Below are 24,338 nucleotides of genomic sequence, written 5' to 3'. Positions count from 1 at the left end.
GTGTCTTCAGAGCGGGTAGGGCACTAGATATGCACTACCCCAAAAATGCTGCTATGAAAAGGGGAAATAGCCATGGAAATTCAAATTTATAGCAAGCCCGCTTGTGTTCAGTGCACGGCTACCTACCGCGCCCTGGACAAGCAAGGTCTAGAGTATACCGTTATCGATATTACGGCCGAATCCGGCGCCCAAGAAGAAGTAGAAGCCCTTGGCTACCGTCAGCTTCCCGTTGTGGTAGCCGGCGACGACCACTGGTCAGGTTTCCGCCCGGATCGCATTCAAGCCCTGGCGTAAAACACGTTCATGCTGGTAGACGCCGCTGCTGAATCATCACGTGCTGGCAGCATTGTCTATTTTTCCACCAAGTCAGGTAACACTCATCGTTTTGTACAAAAGCTTGGCCTGGCCGCCCAACGTCTTCCGCTTGGGCGCGAGGAACCGACGCTGCGTATCGACACCCCCTACATATTGATTACGCCTACCTACGGGGGCGGTGGGGTGAAGGGCGCAGTGCCAGGGCAGGTCATTCGCTTTCTTAACGATGAACACAATCGGCGCCTTATTCGCGGCGTCATTGCTGCCGGTAACACCAATTTTGGCGATGCGTATGGCCTAGCTGGCCGCATCATTTCAGAAAAGTGCCATGTGCCCCTGCTGTATCGATTTGAGCTATTTGGTACCGACGATGATGTGGCCAGGGTCCGCAAAGGAGTAGAAGAGTTTTGGAAACGACAAACCTAGCCTCGAAAAACGTGGCCGAAGCCAAGCGTCCTGCTTCAGGAACGACCGAAACGCGCACGCTGGACTACCATGCACTGAATGCGATGCTTAACCTGTACGGGGCCAACGGCGAATTGCAGCTGGACAAGGACCGTGAGGCGGCGCGTCAGTATTTCCTGCAGCATGTTAACCAGAACACCGTCTTCTTCCACTCGCTGGAAGAGAAGCTCGATTACCTGGTCGAGGAGAGCTACTACGAAGCCAAGGTGCTGGACCAGTACAGCTTTGCCTTTGTAAAAGCGCTGTTCGAACAGGCCTATGCCTACAAGTTTCGCTTCCCAAGCTTTTTGGGCGCCTTCAAGTACTACACCAGCTATACGCTGAAAACCTTTGACGGCAAGCGCTACCTCGAGCGCTACGAAGACCGCGTATGCATGGTCGCGCTGACACTGGCGCGTGGTGAAGAGGCGCTGGCGAAATCACTCGTCGATGAAATCATCAGCGGCCGTTTCCAGCCCGCCACGCCCACGTTCCTCAACTGCGGCAAGCAGCAGCGCGGCGAACTGGTGTCATGCTTTCTGCTGCGTATCGAAGACAACATGGAGTCGATCGGCCGCTCGATCAACTCGGCGCTGCAGCTCTCCAAGCGCGGCGGTGGCGTTGCCTTTCTGCTGACCAACATTCGTGAAGCCGGCGCGCCGATCAAGCGTATCGAGAACCAGTCGTCGGGCATCATCCCGATCATGAAACTGCTTGAAGATGCGTTCTCCTACGCCAACCAGCTGGGCGCTCGCCAGGGAGCAGGGGCGGTATACCTCAACGCGCACCACCCGGATATCCTGCGTTTTCTGGATACCAAGCGCGAAAATGCCGATGAGAAAATCCGTATCAAGACGCTGTCACTGGGCGTTACCATTCCGGATATCACCTTTGAGCTTGCCAAGCGCAACGACGACATGTACCTGTTCTCGCCCTACGATGTCGAGCGCGTGTACGGCGTGCCGTTTGGCGATATCAGCGTCACCGAGAAGTACCATGAAATGGTGGCCGATGCGCGTATCCGCAAGCACAAGATCAATGCGCGCGCCTTCTTCCAGACGCTTGCCGAGCTGCAGTTCGAGTCGGGCTACCCCTACATCATGTTTGAAGACACGGTAAACCGGGCGAACCCGATTGCCGGACGTATCAACATGAGTAACCTGTGCTCGGAGATTCTTCAGGTCAATACCCCGACCTCCTACGATGATGACCTGGGCTACAAGGACATGGGGCAGGATATCTCCTGCAACCTGGGGTCGATGAACATCGCCAAGGTGATGGATGCGGGCAATATCGGTACCAGCGTCGAGATCGCGATTCGTGGCCTGACTGCCGTATCCGAGATGAGCAACCTGAGCAGCGTGCCCTCTATTGCCGAAGGCAATGCCAAGTCGCGAGCCATCGGCCTTGGGCAGATGAACCTGCACGGCTACCTGGCGCGTGAGCACATCTACTACGGCTCGGATGAGGGGCTGGATTTCACCAACCTCTACTTCTACTGCATCGCGTTTCATGCGCTGCGCGCCTCGAACCGCCTGGCCATCGAGCATGGCGAGACCTTTGACGGCTTCAAGGACTCCACCTACGCCACGGGCGAGTTTTTCGACAAGTATCTTGAGCAAGAGTGGCTACCGCGTACCGACAAGGTGCGTGGCCTGTTCGAGCGTAGCGGCATCGAGCTGCCTACCCAGCAGGACTGGCAGGAGCTCAAGGCATCGGTCATGAGTCACGGTCTTTATAACCGTAACCTGCAGGCAGTGCCGCCCACGGGCTCGATTTCCTATATCAACAACTCAACCTCCAGCATTCACCCGGTGGCGGCGAGAATCGAGATCCGCAAAGAGGGCAAGCTGGGACGTGTTTATTACCCGGCGCCGTTCTTGAACGAGGCCAATTTCGATTACTTCCAGGATGCCTACGAAATTGGTCCCGAGAAGATTATTGATACCTACGCCGAGGCGTCCAAGCACGTAGATCAGGGGCTTTCATTGACCCTGTTCTTCCCGGACACCGCCACCACGCGTGATATCAACAAGGCCCAGATCTACGCCTGGCGTAAGGGTATCAAGACGCTTTACTACATCCGTTTGCGCCAGAGCGCGCTGGAAGGTACCGAAGTGGAAGGCTGCGTCTCCTGCACGCTGTGATAGGCATTACCGGACACTTCGTACTTAATGCGACGCTTTTGATGAGAGTTATTTGATGACCACCATGCAACGCTTATCGCGGGTCAATGCGATCAACTGGAACCGTCTTCAGGATGACAAGGATCTTGAAGTATGGAACCGCCTGACCAGCAACTTCTGGCTGCCGGAAAAGGTGCCGCTTTCCAACGATATCCAGTCGTGGAATACGCTGACCCAGCAAGAGAAGCAGCTGACTATCCGTGTCTTCACCGGCCTGACGCTGCTGGATACTATCCAGAGCAGCGTAGGCGCGCCGGTGCTGATGGAAGATGCCCGCACGCCTCATGAAGAGGCGGTATATACCAATATCGCCTTCATGGAGTCGGTACATGCGCGCTCCTACAGCTCGATCTTCTCCACGCTGTGCGCTACGCGTGATGTCGATGACGCGTTCCGCTGGAGTGAAGAGAATCCGACCCTGCAGGCAAAGTCAGAGCTCATCTTGGAGCGTTACCGCTCCGATGACCCGCTGATGCGCAAGGTGGCCAGCGTCTTCCTCGAGTCGTTTCTGTTCTACTCCGGCTTCTACCTGCCGATGTACTGGTCAAGCCACGCCAAGCTGACCAATACCGCTGACCTTATTCGCCTGATCATTCGTGATGAAGCGGTACACGGCTACTACATCGGGTACAAGTTCCAGCAGGCGCTGGCAGAAGCCACTCCCGAGCGTCAGCAGGAGGTGAAGGACTATGCCTACGAGCTGCTGCTGGAGCTTTACGACAACGAAGTGCGCTACACCGAGTCGTTGTACGACGAAGTGGGGCTTTCAGAAGACGTGAAGAAGTTCCTGCACTACAACGCCAACAAGGCGCTGATGAATCTGGGCTTCGAGCCGCTGTTCCCGAGCAGCGTCACCGACGTCGACCCGACCATCATGGCGGCTCTGTCGCCCAACGCCGATGAGAACCACGACTTCTTCTCCGGGTCAGGCTCTTCCTACGTCATCGGTAAGGCCGTCGCCACCGAAGACGACGACTGGTCGTTCTAGTGCGAAAGGCTTGAAAGGCATTGCTCCTCATTGGTAATGCAAAAAAGGCGCCTGCGGGCGCCTTTTTTGTGCCTGTCGTCCGTATAAACGGCCTTGATGTTAATGATAAATATTGTCATTTATTGTGACAGTGGTAGGCTATGCGCAGCTAAATTTAAACGCAAATCGTTCTTATACCTAATTAGTTTCCGGCGTGCCGCGATCAAGGCGCGCCGGGCAGTAACGGAGAGTCGACGTGCTGAACAGGCCTTTCTTTGTGTTGCGCGGGTGCTGCCTGGCAGGTGTGCTGGTCAGCGGTACGCTAATGGCAAGCGATGAAACAGCGGGCCAGGCGGCCCAGAGTGTAGAAGCCCAGCAAACCCAGGCGGCCCTTCAGCAGCAGATTGACGCCGCCGATGAGGAAACGCGTGACGCCCTTGAAGAGCTGCGCCGTCTGGAGCGTGAGACGCGGCAGATGGAGGCGTCCAACGCTGCCTTGAGTGCGCGCCTGATTGAAGAGGCCGAGCGCCAGCAGCAGCTGGGGACGGCGCTGGATACCCTGGAAGAGACCCGCGCCGCGTTGCCGCTGATCGAGCAGGACATGACCGCGCAGCTGACTCGCTGGATCGAGCAGGACCTGCCGTTTTTGCGCGATGAGCGTCTGGCGCGGGTTGCGCGTTCCGACGAGCAGGCGGGTGCCGACAGCGTCGAGCGCATCAATAGCCTGCTGGAAACCTGGCGTGTCGAGCTCGATTACGGCCGTGAGATCGATCACTGGCGCGGTCGCCTGGAAAAGGTAGAAGGCAGTGCCCGTGAGGTCGACTATCTACGCGTCGGGCGCATTGGCTACTACTACCTGACCCCGGATGAGCGGGAAGGGGGCGTGTGGGATGCCGAAGGTAATGAGTGGTTGCCGCTAGATGAGCGAGCGCGCCGCGAGGTACGCAACGCCCTGCGCATCGCCGATGATCAGCGCACCCCGGATCTGCTGAAACTGCCGCTTTCGATTACCGCCACCAACCAGCAGGGAGGCCAGCCATGAGCCTGAAACGTTTATCTCGCCTTGGCAGCGCTTGCCTGCTGATGGGAATGGTCGCCGTGAATCCTGCGGTTTTCGCACAGAGCGACAGCGTTTCATCGCTGCGCGAAGCGCGCCAGGCCGCCGAAGCGCGCGACCAGCAGCGCCTGGAAAGTTTTCTAAGCGACCAGCAGGCGCTGAGCGAGGCACTGGAGGAAGCCCGTGCCGAGCATCAGGCAGCTGAAGAGCAGCGCGAGGCGCTCCAGGCGCAGCAGCAGGCCCAGTCCGAGCAGGCCGGTGAACTTGCCGAGCGCCAGAGCGAACAGGGGGAAGCGCTCACTCAGCTTTTAAGTAACCTCGCCCGCCACAGCAGCGAAGTACGTAACGCGCTGGGTGAAGATAGCTGGTTGACCCTGCATGATGACGCGCTGCCGCCGCGCCTGGAAAATGCAGAAGTACTCGAGCGAAGCCAGCTCGAAGACGTGGTGGATAGCCTGGCCGGCCTGACCGCGCAAACGGCCCAGGCCGAGCGGCTGACGCTTCCCGTGGCGGATGTCAGTGGCAGCATCGAGCCGCGGGAAATCATTCGTCTGGGTGATTTCGTGGCGTTTACCGACTCGGCGCTGCTGCGCCAGGGCCAGGAGCCACTGGCGGAGATGCCGCGTACGCCGTCGGATATTCAGGATGTGCTCAAGGCGTATCATCAGGGGGAAAGCCGTGAGTTCGTCATCGACCCCACCCAGGGGCGCGTTCTGCAGGCGCTGGCGCAGCGGCCCAGTCTCTGGGAGCGCTTCGAGCAGGGCGGGTATGTGGGTTACGTGATCGTGGCGCTCGGCGTGCTGGGGCTTCTGGTCGCGCTGGTTCAGTATGGCTACCTGGCGGTAGTCAGCGCACGCGTACGCCGACAGCGCCGTTCGCCTGATCAGCTGCACGCCAATAATCCGCTGGGTCGCGTGCTGCTGCGCTTCAAGGATATGGACAAGCACCAGACGCCGGAGGCGCTCGAGGCACGCCTGGATGAAGCCGTGCTGGCAGAGCTTCCGCGTATCGAGCGCGGCCAGCCGATCGTCAAGCTGCTGGCCGCCATTGCACCGCTTTTAGGCCTGCTGGGCACGGTGACCGGCATGATCGTTACTTTCCAGGCCATTACCGTGTTTGGCACTGGCGACCCGCAGCTGATGGCGGGCGGTATCAGTCAGGCGTTGATAACCACCGTGCTGGGTCTTATCACCGCCGTGCCGTTGCTGTTTGCCCAGACGCTGCTTTCAAGCCAGAGCCGCCACTTGAGTCAGGTCATCGAGGGTGAAGCAAGTGCCACGCTTGCCGATCACCTCGAGGCCCAATCCACAGCCTACGCTACTACGGTGAACTGAGATGCCCACGCTACCTCTCTGGCTGGAGCCGGTTGAGCGGCTGGTGGAGGCCGGTGGTGCGGTGCTGGTAGTGCTGGCGTTTGTTGCGGTGCTGGTGTTTGGCATGGCCATCGAGCGCTGGTGGTACTACCGCATTACCTGGCGTCAGGCGCGCCGGCAGCTGGTTCGCCGATGGGCCGATCGCCCGGACCACCGCAGCTGGAGCGCGCGCACCCTGCGTCATGTCTGGAGCGAAGCGCTGGTAGCCAGACTGCGCCGCCCGCTGCCTTGGTTGAAGCTGCTGGTAGCGCTCTGCCCGCTGCTCGGGCTTCTGGGCACCGTGACCGGCATGATTACCGTTTTTGACAGCCTCTCGATGAGCGAGACCCACCAGGCCCGGGCCATGGCCGACGGCGTGGCGCGGGCCACGCTGCCGACCTTGACCGGCATGGCCATTGCCGTCGTGGGGCTTTTGTTTATCAGTCGTTTAGAGCACGTGATTCGTCGCGAAGACCAACGCTTGCACGATCGCCTGGCGCGTGCCTTGGAGGAGAAAGATGCGTAGACGCCGTTCGATGGACGCAAGTGCCGAAAGTAACGAGGTCAACCTGACGCCCATGCTGGACGTGGTGTTCATCATGCTGATCTTCTTTATCGTCACGACCAGCTTTATCAAGGAGAGCGGCATCGAGATCGAGCGCCCCGATTCGAGCGCGGCGAGCCCGCGCCCGGAGGCGCAGGTGCTGGTGGCGATCACGCCTGAAGGTGCGATCTGGGTAGATGGCAAGCCGGTGGACGTACACCAGGTTGGTCAGGAAGTGGCGGGTATGCTGACCGAGCAGGGATCGGCGGTGATTCAGGCTGACCGTGATTCGACCACGGGGCTGTTGATCGAAGTCATGGATCGCCTCAAGCAGGCCGGTGTGGAGCAGGTCGCCGTGGCGGCGAATCGGAGTACGCCATGATGCGTCATGCGCTGTCGCTGCTGATAGGCGCCACGCTTGCGATAGGCCTGTTCTGGCTGCTGGCGCTGCTGGTTGCCCCGCCTGAAAAGGAGCCTGACGCGCCGGAAATGACCATGACCATGAGCATGGTCGAAGCACCTGAAGTGGCGCCGGAACAGGAGGCAGCATCGCCGCCCCCCGCCGAGGCCTTGCCGCAGCAGGCACCGCCGCCCATGCCTACGCCGGAGCCGCCGCCGGTTACCGACAGCGCCATCAGTCTGCCCGAGGTCGAGCTGCCTGAAGCGCCCATCGAGCCGGTAGAAATGGATAGCGAATTGCCCGAGCTGACCGAAATCACGCCGGAGCCGACGCCAGAACCTGCACCCACGCCACCGGCGCCCACTGCGCAGCCAGCGCCTCAGCCAGCGCCAGCTGAAACGCCTGCCAGCGCCCCGGCAGAACAGTCCGCCGCGCCGGTAGCCGAAGCGCCGCCTTCCGATGAGCCGGTCAGCGTCGGGCAACTGGCGCCGACCAGCCGGGTCAATCCTACATACCCTGCACGCGCTCAGCGTCGGGGCATGGAAGGCTTCGTCGAGGTGGAGTTCATCATTCGTCGAGATGGCAGCGTTGATCGTTCCTCCATACGGGTGACCAACGCTCAGCCGCGGCGCGTGTTTGAAAGCGCCGCTGAAGAAGCCATCGCGCAGTGGCAGTTTTCCGGCAGCCAGCAGGTGCGCCGGGCCACGCAGCGCATCGAGTTCCAGTTGAGGTAGCGGTATGCAGCGTTTAGGTGGAGTTCTACTGTTCAGCCTATGGGCCTCCCTGGCTCACGCCAGCGCGCCGCTGTCCGGCGATATCATTGGTGACCTGAGAGCCATGCAAACCCAGCTGGCCGAGGGCGCCTACGACAGCGTGGCCACCCGCGGTGCCGCCCAGGCCGAACGTCTGGCCGGTGGCAATGCGTCAGACCGCTGGGCAAGCGCACTCTATCATCAGCTCGCCGCCGGGGCGTTGGCACGCATGGAGCAGCCCGTAGCAGCGGCGGACCATCTGGCCAAGGCGCGCCAGACCCGTGGCGTAGAGGCCGAGCAGACGATGCGCTGGTTGAAGGAGGAAGCATCGCTGCGCCGTGCCGCAGGCCAGAACGATCAGGCGATTGCACTGCTGAGCGAATGGCTTGCAAGCGAGCAGGACCCAGACGTCCAGTGGCAGCTGGTACGCTTGCTGGCAGATGAGGGTGAGTGGGAAGATGCCGCTGAACGACTGGAGCAGGCGATGGCTCAGGTCGAGAAGCCAAGTGAAAGCCAGCAGGCCCTGGCGCTTGTTGTTCTGCGCCGTGCAGGGCAGGGCGAGCAGGCGCTGGGGTGGCTGGTAGAGGGGCTGAACCGGGAAAGCGACGCCGAAGCCTGGCGACAGGCGGCAGGCCTTGCGCAGCAGGCGGGCCAGCCAGGCGTGGCTGCCGGTCTGTGGGATACGGCCTGGCAGCTTGGCAAGCTGGAAGCGCCAGAGGATTTCTGGCTACTGATCGAGCTGCACCGCGCAGGCGGTACGCCAGCCCGGGCTGCCGAGCGTCTGGAGCAGGCACTTGAGCGCGGTGATATCGAGCGCGACGAGCGAGCGTTGAGGCTTTTAGCGACCTCCTGGCAGCAGGCGCGGCATGTGAACCATGCGCTAAGCGCCTGGAAGACGCTGGCCGAGCATACGCAAAATGCCGCCGACTGGCGTCAGTATGGGCAGCTGGCCTACGCCTGGGGAGAGGAAACACAAGCCGAAGCGGCGCTGTTGGAGGCGGCAAGGCTGGGTGATGAACAGGCCAGCCAATGGCTGGCCCGCTTCGATTGAATGCTGGCTGTTACGCGGGTGCCTTGAGCGTCAGTTCGAAGTCGCTCCAGGTAGGGGCGTGGTCGGAAGGCCGCTCCATGGCGCGCAGATCATAATCGATGCCCGCCGCCGTCACGCACTGGGCAAGCGGTTGGGTCACCAGAATATAGTCGATGCGCAGGCCGCGTTTGGGGTCGCGGTCAAAGCCTTTCGAGCGGTAGTCGAACCAGCTGAACCACTCGCTGTTATCCGGGTGGCAAAGGCGGTAGCTGTCGCTCAGCCCCCAGGCCTTGATGCCGGCAAGCCACTCGCGCTCGATCGGCTGAAAACTTGCCTTGCCTTCGCGCAGCCAGCGTTTGCGGCTCGGCTCGCCAATGCCGATATCCTGATCTTCAGGAGAAATGTTGAAATCTCCCATGATGGCCAGGCGCTCATCGGGCCGGTGCTGCTGCTCGAGCAGGCTCTGCAGTTGACGGTAGAAGTGTGCCTTGTGCGGAAACTTGGTCGGGTGCTCGACGTTTTCGCCTTGGGGAAAGTAGCCGTTCCAGACGGTAACGGGTTCGCCGTCATCGGCCAGCAGGCGCACCCCGATCATGCGGCGTTGGGCATCTTCGGCGTCGTCCGGAAAGCCGTAGAAGACTTCCTGCGGCGCCTGGCGGCACAGTAATGCCACGCCATAGTGGCCTTTCTGGCCGTAGTAATAGACGTGATAGCCCATGGCCTCCACATCGGTTAACGGAAACTCGCTGTCCTGAACCTTGATCTCCTGCAGGCCGATGACATCCGGCTGCTGGGTATCAATCAAGGCCTGCAGTTGATGTAGCCTTGCGCGAATACCGTTGATATTGAAGGACACCAAGCGCATTACGACTGACCTTCGGGCGGTTGATCAGACTCCTTGCCCGGGTGAATGGCGATGTTCTGCCCGCTTTGCTGGCGGGCGAGCTTTTTAATCGCCTGCAACTTACGCTGCTGCTGCTTTTTTGCTACAAAGCGGCGTGACGGCGCCACCTGGTCGGGGTTATCGTGGCGCCACTTCTTGTAATCCTTGCGCCGCCCGGTGCGGATCGTCACCTTGTCGGCCAGCGAACGTGTCTTTTTCTTACGCGTCATGTCGCGCTCCTCATGTCGAATCAAGCCACATTCTAACAGGCTCTGGCATTGCTTCGACAGCAAGACGCGCTCTTGACGCCAAGCCCTGATACAATGCGCACTTCGTGATGCCTAATATTCACAGCAATGGACAGATACATAGCCTATGAGCGAGTCGGAACAGACCATAGCATCGGCCCAGAACCGCAAGCCGAAACGCCGCCGTCGGAAACCGCGTCGTCGTCAGTCGAACTGGGATCTTCGTCAGTTTCAGGTGCCTGCCGTGGCCGGCAAATGGCGCTTTCATGACTTTGATCTGCCACTACCTCTGATGCGCGCCATTCATGCCCAAGGGTTTGAATACTGCACGCCTATTCAGGCCGAAGCGCTACGCCAGACCCTGCTGGGCGGCGATATCGTCGGCAAGGCACAAACGGGTACTGGTAAAACCGCCGCCTTCTTGATCTCGGTGTTGGCCTACTTCATGGAAGAGCCGGCGCCTGACGGTCAGAAGCCTGGCGCGCCGCGTGCGCTGATTATCGCGCCCACCCGCGAACTCGCCCTGCAGATCGAAAAGGACGCCAAGGCGCTAGCGCGCTTCACGCAGTTGAACGTGGCAAGCGTGGTCGGCGGCATGGATTATCAAAAGCAGCTCGAGAGCCTGGGCAAGAAGATCGACATTCTGGTGGCAACGCCAGGGCGCCTGCTGGATTTCCACCAGAAGCGTGATATTGATCTTGCCGAAGTCGAAGTGCTGGTGCTCGATGAAGCCGACCGCATGCTGTCGATGGGCTTCATTCCCGACGTGAAGCGCATCATTCGCTACACGCCGAAGAAAGAAGAGCGCCAGACCTTTTTGTTCTCGGCTACCTTTACCGACGATATTCTGAGCCTTGCCAGCCAGTGGACGTTGAACCCGGCTCACGTCGAGATCGAAGTCACCGTCGAGAACCAGGCGGATATCGATCAGCGCGTCTATCTCGTCTCGGACGATGACAAGCAGCGCCTGCTGGTCAATCTGCTGGAGCAGGAGAGCTTCGAGCGGGTGATGGTATTTGGCAATCGCCGTGATCTGGTACGCAAGCTCGATGAAGTGCTCAAGAAAGCCGGTATCAGCGCTGCCATGCTGTCGGGTGATGTGCCGCAGAATCAGCGGATTACTACGCTTGAACGTTTCCGTGAGGGCGAGATCCAGGTGCTGGTGGCAACCGATGTCGCCGGGCGCGGCATTCACATCGAAGATGTCAGCCACGTGATCAACTACACCCTGCCGGAAGACCCTGAAGACTACGTTCACCGCATCGGACGTACCGGTCGCGCTGGCGCTAAAGGGGTATCGATCAGTTTCGTGGGTGAAGAAGACGCCTTCTCGCTGCCCGAAATCGAACGCTATATCAACGACAAGCTGCCCTGCGAGCATCCGCCGGAAGGCATGCTGTAAAGCACATGCTCGATACTGCCCTGAAAAGCGAGATACAGGACGCCTACCGTCGCGTGGTGGAAGGCCTTGAGCTTACCCCACGTTACGGTCAACGCCTGATGATTGCCGAAATCGCCCGCACTCTGGGCGATATCGAAAGCGACAGTGAAGGCAAGCGTACCAGCGACAGCCACGTATGCGTGCTGGAAGCGGGCACCGGCACGGGAAAGACCCTGGCTTATCTGATTGCCGCGCTGCCGATTGCCAAGGCGCGCGGCAAGCGGTTGGTGATCTCGACCGCCACGGTGGCGCTTCAAGAGCAGGTGCTCAATCAGGATCTTCCGGCGCTTGCCAAGCATAGCGGTATCGCCTTTCGCTACGCGCTTGCCAAGGGGCGCGGGCGCTACGTGTGCGTGTCCAAGCTGGACCAGGTGCTGGAAGGCGCCGAACCCAATCCCACGCTTTCGCTGTTCGAGCAGTCGCTGCAGACCCAAAGCAGCGACTTCAACGTGCTGGCCACGGACATGGCCGAAGCTTACGGTCAGGGTGAGTGGCAGGGCGATCGCGACAACTGGCCTGTCTCGATCGACGATGCCCATTGGCGAAGGCTGACGGTGGATCATCGCCAATGCACCGGCCGGCGCTGTGGCCACTTTGGCGCCTGCGCCTTCTTTCGTTCGCGCCGCGAGCTTGAAAACGCTGACGTGATCGTCGCCAACCATGACCTGGTGCTGGCGGATCTGGCGCTCGGCGGCGGCGCTATCCTGCCTGATCCCGCCGACTGCATCTTCGTGTTTGATGAGGGCCACCATCTGCCGGACAAGGCGCTTTCCCACTTCGCCCACCGCTTTGCCGTACATGGTTGCCTGCGTTGGCTCAAGACACTCAAGACCAGCCTGACGGACCTGCATCAGGCGCTGGCGGTACAGCCGACCATTGCGCGGCTGCTGGCAGGCCTGCCCGAGGTCATTCAGACCCTGGAACCGGCCCTGGGTGATGTGTTCAGCGTGGGCCATCAGATCGCCGGACGGCCAAACGGCCTGGGTGACGAAGAGAGCACGCTGCAGTCGCGCTTCGAAAAGGGCGAGATACCCGATGCGCTGCGCGAACAGGCCCAGCAACTGCTGGTCATGTTCGCCACGCTTTCCCGCTGCCTGGAAAGCATCAGCGATATCCTGCGCGAAAGCCTGGACCCGGATAAGCAGACCGGGCTTGACCGTGAGCAGGCTGAAACCTGGCTGCCGCTGGTAGCGCTGCTGCATGGTCGGGCGCTGGAAGCCCATGCGCTGTGGCAGGCCTTCAGCGAACAGGACGCCGCCAACGCGCCACCCAGCGCACGCTGGATAACCCTGAGCCGGGTGGGCGGCGAGCCTGAGGTCGAGTTCTCGGCAAGCCCGGTGTCGGCGGCGCATACCCTGGCCAAGCACTTGTGGGGGCGCTGTCATGGGGCTGTGGTGACGTCGGCGACGCTGACGGCACTGGGCCGCTTCGAGCGGATTCAGGAGCGGGCGGGCCTTGCCAACCGCTACCGTTACCAGGCGCTGCCCAGCCCGTTCGATTACGCCAACGCCGTGCTGCGCGTGCCCCGGGAAGCCACGGATCCAAGCGACCGCGACGCCCATGAAAGCGCGATTGCCCGGTTCGTGACTCAACTGACCGATAAAGAGGCTGCTCTGGTGCTGTTCTCCTCGCGCGCGCAGCTTCGCGCCGTGGAAAAAAGCCTGCCTGAAGCAACCAAGGCACGGGTGCTGGCCCAGGACGCGCTACCCAAGCGCGAGCTGATCGAGCGCCACCGCGCCGCGGTAGACCGCGGAGAGGGCAGTATCATCTTCGGGCTGGCAAGTTTTGCCGAAGGCATCGATCTACCCGGCGACTACCTGACGCACGTAGTGATTACCCGGCTGCCGTTCGCGGTGCCCGATGATCCGGTGGGCGCCACGCTTGCCGAATGGATCGAAAGCCAGGGCGGGAATTCCTTCATGCGCATCAGCGTGCCGGATGCCTCCATCAAGCTGGTGCAGGCCTGCGGACGGTTGATTCGAAAGGAGAGTGATCGGGGAACCATTACGCTGCTGGACAGGCGCGTGATTACCCGGCGCTACGGGCAGGCGCTGTTGGATGCGCTGCCCCCGTTTCGCCGGGAAATTCAGTAAACCACTTCCCCACGGCAGAACTGCCGTGGGGAATTGGCGTTAATGGCCGATGCGTTTGGCAAGCACGCTTGCCAGCTTGTCGTTCATGCGCGTGAAGGCTTCTACCGTGGTGTCCCAGTCGATACACGCATCGGTGATGGAAACGCCGTACTGAAGCTCGCTCAGGTCCGCCGGCACTTTCTGGCTGCCCCAGCCGATATTGGATTCCACCATCAGGCCGATGATCGACGTGTTGCCTTCCAGAATCTGGTTGGTCACGTTCTCGAGCACCAGCGGCTGAAGCGCCGGGTCCTTGTTGGAGTTGGCGTGAGAGCAGTCGATCATGATATTGGCCGAGAGCTTGGCTTTCTTGAGCTCCTTCTCGGCCAGGGTAACGCTGACGCTGTCATAGTTGGGCTTGCCATTGCCGCCGCGCAGTACCACGTGGCCGTAAGCGTTGCCGCGGGTGCGGATGATCGCTACCTGGCCTGCCGGGTTGATACCCAGGAAGTTGTGCGGGTTGGCAACGGATTGCAGCGCGTTGATGGCGACATCCAGGCTGCCATCGGTGCCGTTCTTGAAGCCGACCGGAGAGGAGAGGCCCGAGGCCATTTCGCGGTGGGTCTGGGATTCGGTAGTCCGTGCGCCGATGGCCGACCAGCTGATACAGTCCTGAATGTACTGCGGTGAGATGGGGTCCAGCGCTTCGGTAGCCAGCGGCAGGCCAATTTCAGCCAGGTCGACCAGCAGTTTGCGGGCGATGTGCAGGCCTTCATCAATCTCGAAAGAGTCGTTGAGATGCGGGTCGTTGATGAGGCCTTTCCAGCCAACGGTGGTACGCGGTTTTTCAAAGTAGACGCGCATCACGATATACAGGCTGTCGCTGACCTGATCGGCCAGAATGCGCAGGCGGCGGGCATAGTCCAGCGCGGCTTCCACGTCGTGAATGGAGCAGGGGCCCACCACCACCAGAAGACGCGGGTCCTTGCCATCCAGAATGTTTTGAATGGTCTGACGCCCTTCGATCACCGTGCGCTCAGCGGCATCGGTAAGCGGCACTGCCTGTTTCAAGGACTCGGGTGTGGTGAGAACATCCTGAGCGAGGACGTTGAGATTGTGAACCTGCTGTTCTGACATCTTGCTACCTATGTGTGCGCGATAAGCGAAAATTGGCAACTACTATGGCGCGACCCGGCACTAAAAATCAATTGTTGAGGAACTTGGCAGCGTTGAACAGTGTCAGCCTCTGGATTTTGCAAGCCGACGTTTTCGCGTGCAAGGTAAGCGCTTGATGCGCTGCGCAGAACGCGTAACACTTAGCGCCATGAATTCTTAAACGGGGCGGCCGATTTGCCGCCCTTGTCATCATCACCATTAATGAATGCCCAAGGGACGCTATGCTGCTTGCTGTGAAGGCCCGCTTAAAAGGGCTAAAAGGAATAGGGCTCGACGCCGGTCGTTTGAGCTGGAGGAGCGTGTGAATGGGCACTCGGGAAACGGACCAACAGTTAGTCGAACGTGCCCAGAAAGGCGATACGCGCGCTTTTGATCTGCTGGTAAAAAAATATCAGCACAAGATTATCGGATTGATAGGTCGTTACGTGCACGACCACTCCGAAGTGCAGGACGTGGCTCAAGAGGCGTTTATCAAGGCCTATCGCGCATTGGGTAAATTTCGTGCTGAAAGTGCTTTTTATACCTGGATGTACCGGATCGCGATCAATACGGCCAAGAACCATCTGGTTTCTCGCGGGCGTCGTCCTCCGGGTAGCGACCTGGATATTGTCGATGCGGAGATTATCGACCAGAGCGGCCGCCTGGCCGATTCCGAGTCGCCGGAAGCGGCCATCGCCCGTGACCAGCTCGAAGCTGCCGTATTTGAAGCCATTGAAAAGCTGCCCGATGACCTGCGCACGGCCATTACCCTGCGCGAGCTTGATGGGCTTGCCTATGAAGATATTGCCCAGGTGATGCAGTGCCCGGTAGGAACCGTACGCTCGCGGATTTTCCGCGCCCGTGAGGCGGTGGATGAACATATTCGCCCACTGGTGACTACCGCCAGGAACAGTCGCGATGAGTAATGGTCAATAGCCTGAACCGTTGCGATCTGTTCTACAGCAGTATCTAACAGACGGGTCACAAATCATTACCTTTTTGCATTTTTTGTGAACTGTCTGGCAAGTGGGGCGTCATACAGCCTGAACGCTTCCGGTATTCGGAAGAGAGTTGGCAGCCATGACGCAATGAACAATCTTATGGAATATAAGGCGTGCCATTAGGCGTTAGCCGCTAATGACATGGCGCCTTGTCCTTTGAGTTGTCATCAGGTCTTAGCCTGTGAAGTATTACAGTGGTGGCTGCTTATTTGCCGTACTGCGGTAGGACTTCATTTAACACAGTGTGAGGGTGTGAAGTATGAGTCAAAACACACGGGAATCGCTTTCAGCCTTGATGGATAGTGAAAGCGATGAGCTGGAATTACGCCGAGTGTTGAAGGCACTACCAAATGACGCTGATGCGGCAGATAGGTGGCGACGTTACCACTTGGCACGCAGCATGATGCAGCGTGAGCAGGGTGTCGATGTAAGCGTGGATCTCTCTGCCGGCATCATGGCACGCTTGCAGGATGAGCCTGCGCCCATGGCGTTTGAAGACGAGAAGAGCGCTTCGCCGCGCACCAACAATATCTCCTTTGCACGCGGAGCAGGCGTGGCAGCGGCGGTGTCGCTGATGGTGATCACCGGTGTGCAGTTTTTCGGTAACTCGGGCTCGACGCCTCAGCCAAGTGGCGGCGTAACGACTGCCTCGACCGGCAACGCGTCGGTAGGGCAGGTGCAGCCTGTAAGTCTTGCCGCTCAGCCTGCTTCAATGAGTTCTGCGAGTATGCCGATGTTCGAGCCTACTCCGTTCCGGCTTAATGGGCAGTCTCAAAGTGGGCTGATGAACGTCAGCGAGTCGAACTTGTCCTCGGTGGCAGTGCCGCAAAGCGCTACCATGCAGTCGAGCAATACCATCGATGTCGATCAGATAAAGCTGTTGCAGTCCTATCTCGAGCAGCACTCCCAAGGCGCTGCTTACGGAAATGGCGACAGCTGGATGCCTCTGATGCGCTCTTCCGTCACTGAGCCGCTGGGTCAGCGTTAAACGCTGACCTGTTATCTTGGCGGCCAATGTCACGTGAAGGACTGATCCGCATGATGGTGTCAAGACAACATAAGCTACTGGCGCTGAGTATTGTCATCAGCGCCATGCTTGTGCCTTTCAGTGCATACGCACAAAACGTCAATCAGGATCTGTGTCGTGTAGACACGGAAAGCTCGCCCACTACTCCCGCACAGTGGCTCGAGCGCAGCCTGCAGGCTAGCCATTGCTATATTTTTCAGGCCCGTGCCGTTGCCATCAATTCCATTGATGTGCGTACACTGGCGCTTTCCCATCGCATTCAGGATGGCGTTCGTCAACAGGTCGTACAGCAACTGGACGGCCCATCGGTCAGCGTTGAGCGCCGCTCTCGCGTGGGGCAGCTGGCGTGGGTAGCGCGCAATAACGAGGGGGAGGCATTTCCCTCTTTGGAAGGCTGGGCAGAGCATGCCTCCCAGTATTATGACGTTGCCCTTGAAGAGGGCGCCCGCGTTGCAGGCCGCGATGCAGTAAAGCTACGCTTTGCCCCCAAGGATCACGAGCGCTATACCCATGAATGGTGGCTTGATGATGCTACCGGGTTGCTGCTCAAGCACGTGCTGAGCGACGCTACCGGGCGCATTCTGGAAACCTTTCAGGTGACCCAGCTGCATGAGCCTGAACGTTATACTGGCCAGATCTCGATCAATCCCATTCAGCAAGCGCCGGAGCCTGATTGGCACCCGGCTTGGCTACCCGATGGGTTTGTTTCTCAGCCCGTGGCTTCGGTAGAGGGTGAGCCCAATCGGCGCCTGTACAGTGATGGGTTGGCAACCGTCAGCCTGTTTGCCGAGCCCCAGGGTAAGGTTGATCTATCTCTATCCCAGTCAGGAGTCAACAGCGGTGTGTACCAGCTTGGCGTTTCGTCAATCGCCGTTGAAGGGCATGTCGAGAATGACCAGAGCTGGCAGATAGTGGGGATCGGCGAATTGCCACCCTCCATGCTGCAGCGCATGGTTCACTCCGTCGAGTTTGATTGAGCGCGTAAAGCCAGATGCCTGAAAATGAGCCGAACACTCCCCTCTGACGATATTTCCCACATGCCCGGTTGCGGTGCGCTAACGCGTTCCGGCCGGGTGGTCGGCTATGCCGCGCGCGGTTTACTGGTCGATGTCTCCGTGCGTGAAGCCTGCCAGCAGTGCGCAAAAGGGCAGGGCTGCGGCATGGGGGTGCTGGCTCGCCGCTCGCATCAGCGTATTGAAGTAGCTGTGCCTTGCGCTGCTGACCAGCTCGCCAAGCGTTACCCCGTAGGCGAGCACGTGACGCTGACCTTGGAGCGCGCGGATATTACCCGGCTTGCCCTCTTGATCTATGCCTTGCCTCTGCTGCTGGCGCTACTGTTGTCAGGGGGTGTTGCTGCACTTGATATGGCCGACTGGGTGGCACCGGTCAGCTTTTTTGTTTCTCTACTGGCGGGGATGACAGGTCTGCGCTGTTTGCTTAGCGGGCGAACGGAACGCTTTCGCCCGCGGTTGGTCAGTTAATTGCCTTGCGGTTTGAAAGGCTGTATTTCCTTCGTTTGATGTCTGCGTTGTTGTTCAACTTGTGTTCTTAAACTAGGAGCTCACACATGAAGCGCTTGGTTCTCCCCTCCGCACGCTGGCTATGCCTGACGGTGCTACTTCTGGTAGGCCACACCGCCTACGCCGATCTACCCGACTTTACCGAGCTGGTTGAAGAGGCGGCCCCCGGGGTTGTCAATATTTCCACCAGCCGTACCGTTGCGCGCGGAAGCAATCCTTCCATGGGGGGCTTTGGCGGCCAGGAGATTCCGGAAATCTTCCGCCATTTCTTCGGCGACAGTTTTCCAACGCCTCCCGGGGGCGGCCAGGGCCGTAGTGAAGAGCGCCAGTCGCTGGGGTCAGGCTTTGTCATCAGCGATGATGGCTACGTCATGACCAACGCGCATGTGGTACAGGATGCCGATGAAATTCTGGTGCGCCTGAACGACCGCCGTGAGCTTCCCGCCGAGCTTATCGGCAGCGATACCCAAACCGACGTTGCGCTTTTGAAGATCGACGCCAGCGAACTGCCGGTGCTGAATCTGGGCAACTCCGATGAGCTGAAAGTAGGCGAGTGGGTTGCCGCCATCGGCTCGCCGTTCGGCTTTGATCACTCGGTGACCGCGGGCATCGTGAGTGCCATCAACCGCACGCTGCCCCGGGACGCCTATGTACCGTTCATTCAGACGGACGTGGCCATCAACCCCGGCAACTCCGGAGGCCCGCTATTTAACCTTGACGGTGAAGTGGTGGGTATCAATTCCCAGATCTTTACGCGCAGCGGCGGATTCATGGGGCTTTCATTTGCCATCCCGATCAACGTAGCCATGGACGTTGCCGACCAGCTGCGTGAAGCAGGCCACGTGGACCGCGGCTGGCTGGGCGTGATGATCCAGCCCGTCTCGCGTGATCTGGCCGAATCCTTCGGCATGGACAATGCCAGCGGCGCCCTGATTGCAGACCTCGACCCGGAAGGCCCCGCGGCCCAGGGCGGCCTGCGTGCAGGGGATGTCATCATCAATGTCAACGGTGACGAAGTGGACCGTTCAAGCACGTTACCGCGCCTGATTGGTCGCGTGGCGCCGGGTAGCGATGTGGAGCTTACCCTGATGCGTGATGGCGAGCAGGTCACTGAAACCGTCGAGCTTGGCCACTGGCCGGATGCCGAAGGTGAGCAACAGAGTGGCGCCAGCAACAGCCAGGTGCGCCTGGGTATCTCGGTGGCGGAGCTTGACGAGGCGGTGCGCGAGCGCCTGAATATCGATGGTGGCGTGGAAGTGCGTCAGGTCGAGTCGGGCAGTGTGGCCGCCGAAGCCGGCCTGCGCCCGGGGGATGTGCTGGTGAGTATTGATCATCGTGGCGTCTCCTCGGCGGATGAACTGCTGTCCATTGTGGAAGATCTGCCCAGCGATCGAGCCATTCCGCTGCGTATTTATCGCGACGGACGTTCGCTTTTCGTGGCGCTACGCCTCGAATAATTCCTCTCTCTGCCTGTCCAGTCCGGCGGTTCTCGCCGGACTGCTGTTCCTATCCCGCGCATATCGCTACAATAGCGCGTATCTCATTTATGAAAATAGCCAACGCGGCCAACGGGTCTGCTGTTATCGGGCTGTAAACTCTCGAGGCGGTCAGGTTGAAAGCCGCTTGCGTACCACTAAGGCAGAACACTCTCGATGTCCCACGACGTTTCTAGCAGCAAGCTAAAAAACATAAGAAACTTCTCGATTATTGCGCACATTGACCATGGCAAATCAACGCTTTCTGACCGTTTGATCCAGACCTGTGGCGGCTTGACCGCGCGCGAGCTCAAGGAGCAGGTGCTCGACTCCATGGACATCGAGCGCGAGCGGGGCATTACCATCAAGGCCCAGTCGGTAACGCTCGATTACACCGCGGACAATGGTGAGGTGTATCAGCTCAACTTCATCGACACACCGGGGCACGTGGATTTCTCCTACGAAGTATCGCGCTCGCTGTATGCCTGTGAAGGCGCGCTGCTGGTGGTGGATGCAGCCCAGGGCGTCGAGGCGCAGTCGGTGGCGAACTGCTATACCGCCATCGAGCAGGGGCTTGAAGTACTGCCCGTGCTCAACAAGATCGATCTACCCCAGGCCGACCCGGACAAGGTGTCACAAGAGATCGAAGAGATCATCGGCCTTGACGCCACTGATGCGTGTCAGGTGTCGGCCAAGAGCGGTATCGGTATCGATGCGCTGCTCGAGCGGCTGGTGCGAGATATTCCGCCGCCCAAGGGCGACCGCGACGCGCCGCTGCAAGCGCTGATCATCGACTCCTGGTTTGACAACTATCTCGGCGTTGTCTCGCTGGTGCGCTTGTTTGACGGTACGCTGCGCAAGGGCGACAAGATCCGCATCAAGTCGACCGGCCGCGACTGGAACACCACCGAAGTGGGTATTTTCACCCCGCTGCGTAAAGAGACCAACATCCTGCGTGCCGGTGAAGTGGGTTTCATCGTGGCAGGTATCAAGGAAATTCACGGCGCGCCGGTGGGTGACACCATCACCCATACCAAGACGCCGGACGTGCCGCGTCTGCCCGGTTTTCAGAAGGTCAAGCCCCAGGTGTACGCCGGGATGTTCCCGGTCAGCGCCGACGATTACGAAGACTTCCGGGATGCCCTTGAAAAGCTCGCGCTCAACGACGCTTCTCTTGAGTATGAACCGGAAAACTCCGACGCCCTCGGCTTTGGCTTCCGCGTGGGTTTCCTCGGTACGCTGCACATGGAGATCATCCAGGAGCGGCTCGAGCGCGAATACGATATCGATCTGATCACCACCGCGCCCACCGTGGTATACGAACTCGCCATGAAAAATGGTGACGTCAACTACGTCTCCAACCCCTCCAAGCTGCCGGATATGGCGGACGTGGACGAAATGCGCGAGCCCATCGTACGGGCGAGCATTCTGGTGCCGCAGGAGTTCGTGGGCAACGTGATCACCGAGTGTGAACAGCGCCGCGGCACCCAGAAGGACATGCAGTTCCTGGGTAACCAGATTCAGCTGGCCTATGAGCTGCCAATGTCGGAAGTGGTCATGGACTTCTTCGACCGCCTGAAATCCATCTCCCGCGGCTACGCCTCGCTCGAGTACAATTTCGAGCGTTTCGAAGCGGCCAAGCTGGTACGCCTGGACGTGCTGATCAACGGTGAAAAGGTAGACGCGCTTGCCGTGATCATTCACCGCGACCATGCACACAGCCGTGGCCGGCTTTTGGTCGAGAAGATGAAAGAGCTGATCCCGCGCCAGATGTTCGACGTTGCTATCCAGGCGGCCATTGGTGGTCAGGTCGTGGCGCGTTCCACAGTGAAGGCGCTGCGCAAGAACGTGACCGCGAAGTGTTATGGCGGTGACGTAAGCCGCAAGAAGAAACTGCTCGAGAAACAGAAGGCCGGTAAGAAACGGATGAAGCAGGTGGGGCGTGTCGAAATTCCCCAGGATGCCTTCCTTGCTGTGCTCAAGGTTAACGACTAGGGAAGACGCCCTCCATGGATTTTTCATTACTGCTGGTACTGGCCGTTGTCATTTCAGGGGTCATCTATTTAATCGATGTGGTCTTTCTGCGTCGCAAGCGGCGCGAGCGCCTGGCCAAGGCGGAAGCGGCAACGACCGACGGCGTGGATGCGCCTACCCGCGACAAGCTGCTCAAGGAACCATGGCCTGTTGACTACGCCCGCTCGTTCTTCCCGGTGCTGCTGGTGGTGCTGGTGGTGCGCAGCTTTATCGTCGAGCCGTTCCAGATTCCCTCGGGTTCGATGCGCCCGACGCTCGAAGTAGGCGACTTCATCCTGGTGAACAAGTTTGCCTATGGGCTTCGCCTGCCCGTGGTACACGACCGTATCCTCGAAGTGGATGACCCGGAACGGGGGGATGTCATGGTGTTCCGCTTTCCCGATGAGCCTTCGGTCAACTTCATCAAGCGTGTGGTAGGCCTGCCGGGTGATCGCATTCGCTATGAAGACAAGCAGCTCTTCGTCAACGGCGAGCCCGTCGCCAAGACGCTGATCGAAGAGGGCCCTGCCACTGCGCCTCAAGAGCTATTATTGCAAGAGCGCCTGGGCAGCACGAGCCACGCGATTTACAACAATCCGCGTGCGCCCGGCCCGCAGATGGGTGAGGTTGAAGTCCCGGAGGGCCACTATTTCATGATGGGTGACAACCGCGATCACTCCAATGACAGCCGCTACTGGGGCTTTGTGCCGGAAGAGAATATTGTTGGCCGTGCCTTTGCCGTATGGATGCACTGGGATGGCGGACTGCCGAGCTTTACCAGCGTGCGGCGCATCGAATGAATGGGTACAGGTTAGTTATGGTTAGTCATGTCACTTTAGTTAACGTCAATGACGTAGGAGCCCTGTGAGTAATTCCTTGAACGCTTTTTGCCGACGAATCGGTCACACCTTTGGCGATGAATCGCTCCTGGAGCTGGCCATGACGCACCGAAGTTACGGTGGTCGTAACAATGAGCGCCTGGAATTTCTGGGCGACTCGATTGTTAACTTCGTGATTGCAGAAGCTCTGTTTCAGCGTTTTCCCCAGGCCCGGGAAGGCCAGCTGTCGCGCCTTCGTGCGCGGCTGGTAAAGGGCCAGACGCTGGCCGAACTGGCCCGTGAAATGACCTTTGGCGAGTGCCTGCGCCTGGGGTCGGGTGAAATGAAAAGTGGTGGCCATCGCCGCGAATCGATTCTGGCAGATGCGGTGGAAGCGATCATCGGTGCCATCTATCTGGACGCCGGCATGGACGTGGTCCGGGAACGAGTGCTGGCCTGGTATGCCGAGCGCCTGGAAAACATTTCCCTGCAGGACACCCAGAAAGACCCCAAGACACGCTTGCAAGAATTTCTGCAGTCGCGCCAGGCGGCGCTACCGCGTTATGAAGTGGTCTCTGTAAAGGGCGAGGCGCATGCCCAGACCTTTACCGTGGAGTGCTACATTGACCTTTTAAGCGAGCATACCACCGGTAAGGGCCCTAGCCGCCGCCATGCTGAACAGCAGGCGGCCGAAGAAGCGCTTTCGTACCTCGAGAAAAAACCAGGAGACAAATCATGAGCCAATCCTGCGGATTTGTGGCCATTGTCGGACGGCCGAACGTAGGCAAATCTACCCTCATGAACCGGATTCTGGGGCAGAAGATCTCGATCACCTCACGGCGCCCGCAAACCACTCGCCATCAGGTCATGGGGATCAAGACGGTCGAGGACACGCAGTTCATCTACGTCGACACGCCGGGCATGCACATCATGTCAAAGGATCGCAACAAGGCGATCAACCGCTTCATGAATCAGGCGGCTACCCAGGCGCTGCGCGATGTCGACTGCGTGGTCTTCATCATCGACCGTACCCGCTGGACCGATGAAGACCAGGCCGTACTCAAGCGCCTGGAGCACGTGAAAGCGCCGGTGATCCTGGCCGTCAACAAGGTAGACCGCCTGCAGGAAAAGAACGACCTGCTGCCCTGGCTTGCCGAAGTCGGCGCGCGGCGGGAGTTTGCCGCCGTCGTGCCCATTTCAGCCAAGCACGGCACCCAGGTAGAGGCGCTGGAAGAGGAAGTGGCCAAGTACCTGCCGGAGAGCGTGCACTTCTTCCCGGAAGATCAGATTACCGACAAGAGCCTGCGCTTCATGGCCGCCGAACTTGTCCGCGAGAAGGTCATGCGCCAGCTAGGCGATGAGCTGCCGTACCAGATGACGGTAGAAATCGAGGAGTTCCGCGAAACCGAGCGGGTTACTCATATCAGCGCGCTGATTCTGGTCGAGCGTCAGGGCCAGAAGGTGATTCTGATCGGTGAGAATGGCGACCGCATCAAGAGCATCGGCCGTGAGGCGCGCCTGGATATGGAGCGTGCGCTGGGCACCAAGGTCATGCTCAACCTGTGGGTCAAGGTCAAGCGTGGCTGGTCCGACGACGAGCGCGCTCTGAAAAGCCTGGGTTACGATCTCGATTGAGCG

The 24,338-nt window shown here is 59.6% G+C and carries 24 protein-coding genes; 21 read left to right on the top strand and 3 right to left on the bottom strand.

The features are described from left to right. The first annotated feature begins 72 nt into the window (after nucleotides 1-72). From nrdH to B0H98_RS00160, 10 genes are all read left to right on the top strand, one after another. Nucleotides 73-294 (top strand): glutaredoxin-like protein NrdH, encoded by a 222-nt coding sequence (gene nrdH, locus B0H98_RS00205; protein ID WP_106373061.1) that lies wholly within the window; start codon nucleotides 73-75, stop codon nucleotides 292-294. 9 nt (nucleotides 295-303) lie between these two features. Further along, the gene (gene nrdI / locus B0H98_RS00200) at nucleotides 304-741 is read left to right on the top strand and encodes a class Ib ribonucleoside-diphosphate reductase assembly flavoprotein NrdI (RefSeq protein WP_106373060.1); all 438 of its coding nucleotides are present in this window, start codon (nucleotides 304-306) and stop codon (nucleotides 739-741) included. After that, on the top strand, nucleotides 723-2,906 hold the full coding sequence (nrdE, locus tag B0H98_RS00195) for a class 1b ribonucleoside-diphosphate reductase subunit alpha (RefSeq protein WP_106373059.1): 2,184 nt from the start codon (nucleotides 723-725) through the stop codon (nucleotides 2,904-2,906). Before nrdI ends, nrdE begins: the two co-directional genes overlap by 19 nt. A gap of 55 nt (nucleotides 2,907-2,961) precedes the next feature. Beyond that, on the top strand, nucleotides 2,962-3,933 hold the full coding sequence (gene nrdF / locus B0H98_RS00190; RefSeq protein WP_106373058.1) for a class 1b ribonucleoside-diphosphate reductase subunit beta: 972 nt from the start codon (nucleotides 2,962-2,964) through the stop codon (nucleotides 3,931-3,933). A 235-nt stretch (nucleotides 3,934-4,168) separates the two neighbouring features. Beyond that, nucleotides 4,169-4,954: a DUF3450 domain-containing protein gene (locus B0H98_RS00185; RefSeq protein ID WP_106373057.1), complete on the top strand. Its 786-nt coding sequence runs from the start codon at nucleotides 4,169-4,171 to the stop codon at nucleotides 4,952-4,954. Continuing rightward, a complete protein-coding gene (locus B0H98_RS00180; RefSeq protein WP_106373056.1) occupies nucleotides 4,951-6,303 on the top strand; it encodes a MotA/TolQ/ExbB proton channel family protein in 1,353 nt (450 codons plus the stop codon). Before B0H98_RS00185 ends, B0H98_RS00180 begins: the two co-directional genes overlap by 4 nt. Nucleotide 6,304: 1 nt before the next feature. Continuing rightward, a complete protein-coding gene (locus B0H98_RS00175; protein WP_106373055.1) occupies nucleotides 6,305-6,847 on the top strand; it encodes a MotA/TolQ/ExbB proton channel family protein in 543 nt (180 codons plus the stop codon). Continuing rightward, nucleotides 6,840-7,247, top strand: a complete 408-nt coding sequence (locus tag B0H98_RS00170; RefSeq protein WP_106373054.1) for an ExbD/TolR family protein — start codon at nucleotides 6,840-6,842, stop codon at nucleotides 7,245-7,247. Before B0H98_RS00175 ends, B0H98_RS00170 begins: the two co-directional genes overlap by 8 nt. After that, entirely contained in the window at nucleotides 7,244-7,999 is a 756-nt protein-coding gene (locus B0H98_RS00165) for an energy transducer TonB (protein WP_106373053.1), read from the top strand. The genes B0H98_RS00170 and B0H98_RS00165 overlap by 4 nt, the downstream gene beginning before the upstream one ends. 4 nt (nucleotides 8,000-8,003) lie before the next feature. Next, the gene (locus B0H98_RS00160; protein ID WP_106373052.1) at nucleotides 8,004-9,068 is read left to right on the top strand and encodes a tetratricopeptide repeat protein; all 1,065 of its coding nucleotides are present in this window, start codon (nucleotides 8,004-8,006) and stop codon (nucleotides 9,066-9,068) included. A gap of 10 nt (nucleotides 9,069-9,078) precedes the next feature. Here the strand turns inward: B0H98_RS00160 and xthA are convergent, their stop codons facing one another. Next, nucleotides 9,079-9,912, bottom strand: coding sequence for an exodeoxyribonuclease III (xthA, locus tag B0H98_RS00155; protein WP_106373051.1), 834 nt, complete (start codon nucleotides 9,910-9,912; stop codon nucleotides 9,079-9,081). Further along, nucleotides 9,912-10,160 (bottom strand): hypothetical protein, encoded by a 249-nt coding sequence (locus tag B0H98_RS00150; protein ID WP_106373050.1) that lies wholly within the window; start codon nucleotides 10,158-10,160, stop codon nucleotides 9,912-9,914. The genes xthA and B0H98_RS00150 overlap by 1 nt, the downstream gene beginning before the upstream one ends. A 145-nt stretch (nucleotides 10,161-10,305) precedes the next feature. Here B0H98_RS00150 and rhlB point away from each other — a divergent pair, with 145 nt between their 5' ends. Beyond that, nucleotides 10,306-11,580, top strand: coding sequence for an ATP-dependent RNA helicase RhlB (rhlB, locus tag B0H98_RS00145; protein WP_106373049.1), 1,275 nt, complete (start codon nucleotides 10,306-10,308; stop codon nucleotides 11,578-11,580). A 5-nt stretch (nucleotides 11,581-11,585) separates the two neighbouring features. Then, nucleotides 11,586-13,712: an ATP-dependent DNA helicase DinG gene (gene dinG / locus B0H98_RS00140; protein ID WP_106373048.1), complete on the top strand. Its 2,127-nt coding sequence runs from the start codon at nucleotides 11,586-11,588 to the stop codon at nucleotides 13,710-13,712. Nucleotides 13,713-13,751: 39 nt separating this feature from the next. On the opposite strand, the gene B0H98_RS00135 is transcribed toward dinG, so the two are convergent. Then, nucleotides 13,752-14,828 (bottom strand): 3-deoxy-7-phosphoheptulonate synthase, encoded by a 1,077-nt coding sequence (locus tag B0H98_RS00135; protein WP_106373047.1) that lies wholly within the window; start codon nucleotides 14,826-14,828, stop codon nucleotides 13,752-13,754. A gap of 344 nt (nucleotides 14,829-15,172) precedes the next feature. Here B0H98_RS00135 and rpoE point away from each other — a divergent pair, with 344 nt between their 5' ends. The 9 genes from rpoE (at nucleotide 15,173) to era (ending at nucleotide 24,335) form a co-directional block, all read left to right on the top strand. Further along, nucleotides 15,173-15,772, top strand: coding sequence for an RNA polymerase sigma factor RpoE (gene rpoE / locus B0H98_RS00130; RefSeq protein ID WP_106373046.1), 600 nt, complete (start codon nucleotides 15,173-15,175; stop codon nucleotides 15,770-15,772). 334 nt (nucleotides 15,773-16,106) lie between these two features. Continuing rightward, a complete protein-coding gene (locus tag B0H98_RS00125) occupies nucleotides 16,107-16,835 on the top strand; it encodes a sigma-E factor negative regulatory protein (protein WP_106373045.1) in 729 nt (242 codons plus the stop codon). 50 nt (nucleotides 16,836-16,885) lie between these two features. Continuing rightward, entirely contained in the window at nucleotides 16,886-17,851 is a 966-nt protein-coding gene (locus tag B0H98_RS00120; RefSeq protein ID WP_106373044.1) for a MucB/RseB C-terminal domain-containing protein, read from the top strand. A gap of 24 nt (nucleotides 17,852-17,875) precedes the next feature. After that, nucleotides 17,876-18,355, top strand: a complete 480-nt coding sequence (locus B0H98_RS00115) for a SoxR reducing system RseC family protein (RefSeq protein ID WP_244182935.1) — start codon at nucleotides 17,876-17,878, stop codon at nucleotides 18,353-18,355. An 86-nt stretch (nucleotides 18,356-18,441) separates the two neighbouring features. After that, complete coding sequence (locus B0H98_RS00110; RefSeq protein ID WP_106373042.1) at nucleotides 18,442-19,851, top strand: DegQ family serine endoprotease; 1,410 nt, start codon at nucleotides 18,442-18,444, stop codon at nucleotides 19,849-19,851. A gap of 195 nt (nucleotides 19,852-20,046) precedes the next feature. Beyond that, nucleotides 20,047-21,864, top strand: a complete 1,818-nt coding sequence (gene lepA / locus B0H98_RS00105) for a translation elongation factor 4 (RefSeq protein WP_106373041.1) — start codon at nucleotides 20,047-20,049, stop codon at nucleotides 21,862-21,864. A gap of 14 nt (nucleotides 21,865-21,878) precedes the next feature. After that, on the top strand, nucleotides 21,879-22,682 hold the full coding sequence (lepB, locus tag B0H98_RS00100) for a signal peptidase I (RefSeq protein WP_106373040.1): 804 nt from the start codon (nucleotides 21,879-21,881) through the stop codon (nucleotides 22,680-22,682). Nucleotides 22,683-22,746: 64 nt separating this feature from the next. Further along, nucleotides 22,747-23,439 (top strand): ribonuclease III, encoded by a 693-nt coding sequence (gene rnc / locus B0H98_RS00095; RefSeq protein WP_106373039.1) that lies wholly within the window; start codon nucleotides 22,747-22,749, stop codon nucleotides 23,437-23,439. Then, nucleotides 23,436-24,335 (top strand): GTPase Era, encoded by a 900-nt coding sequence (era, locus tag B0H98_RS00090; protein ID WP_106373038.1) that lies wholly within the window; start codon nucleotides 23,436-23,438, stop codon nucleotides 24,333-24,335. The genes rnc and era overlap by 4 nt, the downstream gene beginning before the upstream one ends. The last annotated feature ends 3 nt before the right edge of the window (nucleotides 24,336-24,338 follow it).

This window comes from Vreelandella songnenensis, assembly GCF_003002925.1.
Lineage (GTDB): Bacteria > Pseudomonadota > Gammaproteobacteria > Pseudomonadales > Halomonadaceae > Vreelandella > Vreelandella songnenensis.
This window is presented reverse-complemented; position numbering and strand designations above follow the sequence as displayed.

Coding starts and splice junctions, on each gene's coding strand:
- nrdF (WP_106373058.1), top strand. CDS start 2,962: ATGACCACCATGCAACGCTTATCGCGGGTCAATGCGATCAACTGGAAC.
- xthA (WP_106373051.1), bottom strand. CDS start 9,912: ATGCGCTTGGTGTCCTTCAATATCAACGGTATTCGCGCAAGGCTACAT.
- B0H98_RS00120 (WP_106373044.1), top strand. CDS start 16,886: ATGATGGTGTCAAGACAACATAAGCTACTGGCGCTGAGTATTGTCATC.
- B0H98_RS00170 (WP_106373054.1), top strand. CDS start 6,840: ATGCGTAGACGCCGTTCGATGGACGCAAGTGCCGAAAGTAACGAGGTC.
- B0H98_RS00110 (WP_106373042.1), top strand. CDS start 18,442: ATGAAGCGCTTGGTTCTCCCCTCCGCACGCTGGCTATGCCTGACGGTG.
- B0H98_RS00135 (WP_106373047.1), bottom strand. CDS start 14,828: ATGTCAGAACAGCAGGTTCACAATCTCAACGTCCTCGCTCAGGATGTT.
- era (WP_106373038.1), top strand. CDS start 23,436: ATGAGCCAATCCTGCGGATTTGTGGCCATTGTCGGACGGCCGAACGTA.
- B0H98_RS00175 (WP_106373055.1), top strand. CDS start 6,305: ATGCCCACGCTACCTCTCTGGCTGGAGCCGGTTGAGCGGCTGGTGGAG.
- nrdH (WP_106373061.1), top strand. CDS start 73: ATGGAAATTCAAATTTATAGCAAGCCCGCTTGTGTTCAGTGCACGGCT.
- rhlB (WP_106373049.1), top strand. CDS start 10,306: ATGAGCGAGTCGGAACAGACCATAGCATCGGCCCAGAACCGCAAGCCG.
- B0H98_RS00180 (WP_106373056.1), top strand. CDS start 4,951: ATGAGCCTGAAACGTTTATCTCGCCTTGGCAGCGCTTGCCTGCTGATG.
- dinG (WP_106373048.1), top strand. CDS start 11,586: ATGCTCGATACTGCCCTGAAAAGCGAGATACAGGACGCCTACCGTCGC.
- B0H98_RS00115 (WP_244182935.1), top strand. CDS start 17,876: ATGAGCCGAACACTCCCCTCTGACGATATTTCCCACATGCCCGGTTGC.
- lepA (WP_106373041.1), top strand. CDS start 20,047: ATGTCCCACGACGTTTCTAGCAGCAAGCTAAAAAACATAAGAAACTTC.
- B0H98_RS00150 (WP_106373050.1), bottom strand. CDS start 10,160: ATGACGCGTAAGAAAAAGACACGTTCGCTGGCCGACAAGGTGACGATC.
- nrdI (WP_106373060.1), top strand. CDS start 304: ATGCTGGTAGACGCCGCTGCTGAATCATCACGTGCTGGCAGCATTGTC.
- B0H98_RS00160 (WP_106373052.1), top strand. CDS start 8,004: ATGCAGCGTTTAGGTGGAGTTCTACTGTTCAGCCTATGGGCCTCCCTG.
- lepB (WP_106373040.1), top strand. CDS start 21,879: ATGGATTTTTCATTACTGCTGGTACTGGCCGTTGTCATTTCAGGGGTC.
- rpoE (WP_106373046.1), top strand. CDS start 15,173: ATGGGCACTCGGGAAACGGACCAACAGTTAGTCGAACGTGCCCAGAAA.
- B0H98_RS00165 (WP_106373053.1), top strand. CDS start 7,244: ATGATGCGTCATGCGCTGTCGCTGCTGATAGGCGCCACGCTTGCGATA.
- B0H98_RS00125 (WP_106373045.1), top strand. CDS start 16,107: ATGAGTCAAAACACACGGGAATCGCTTTCAGCCTTGATGGATAGTGAA.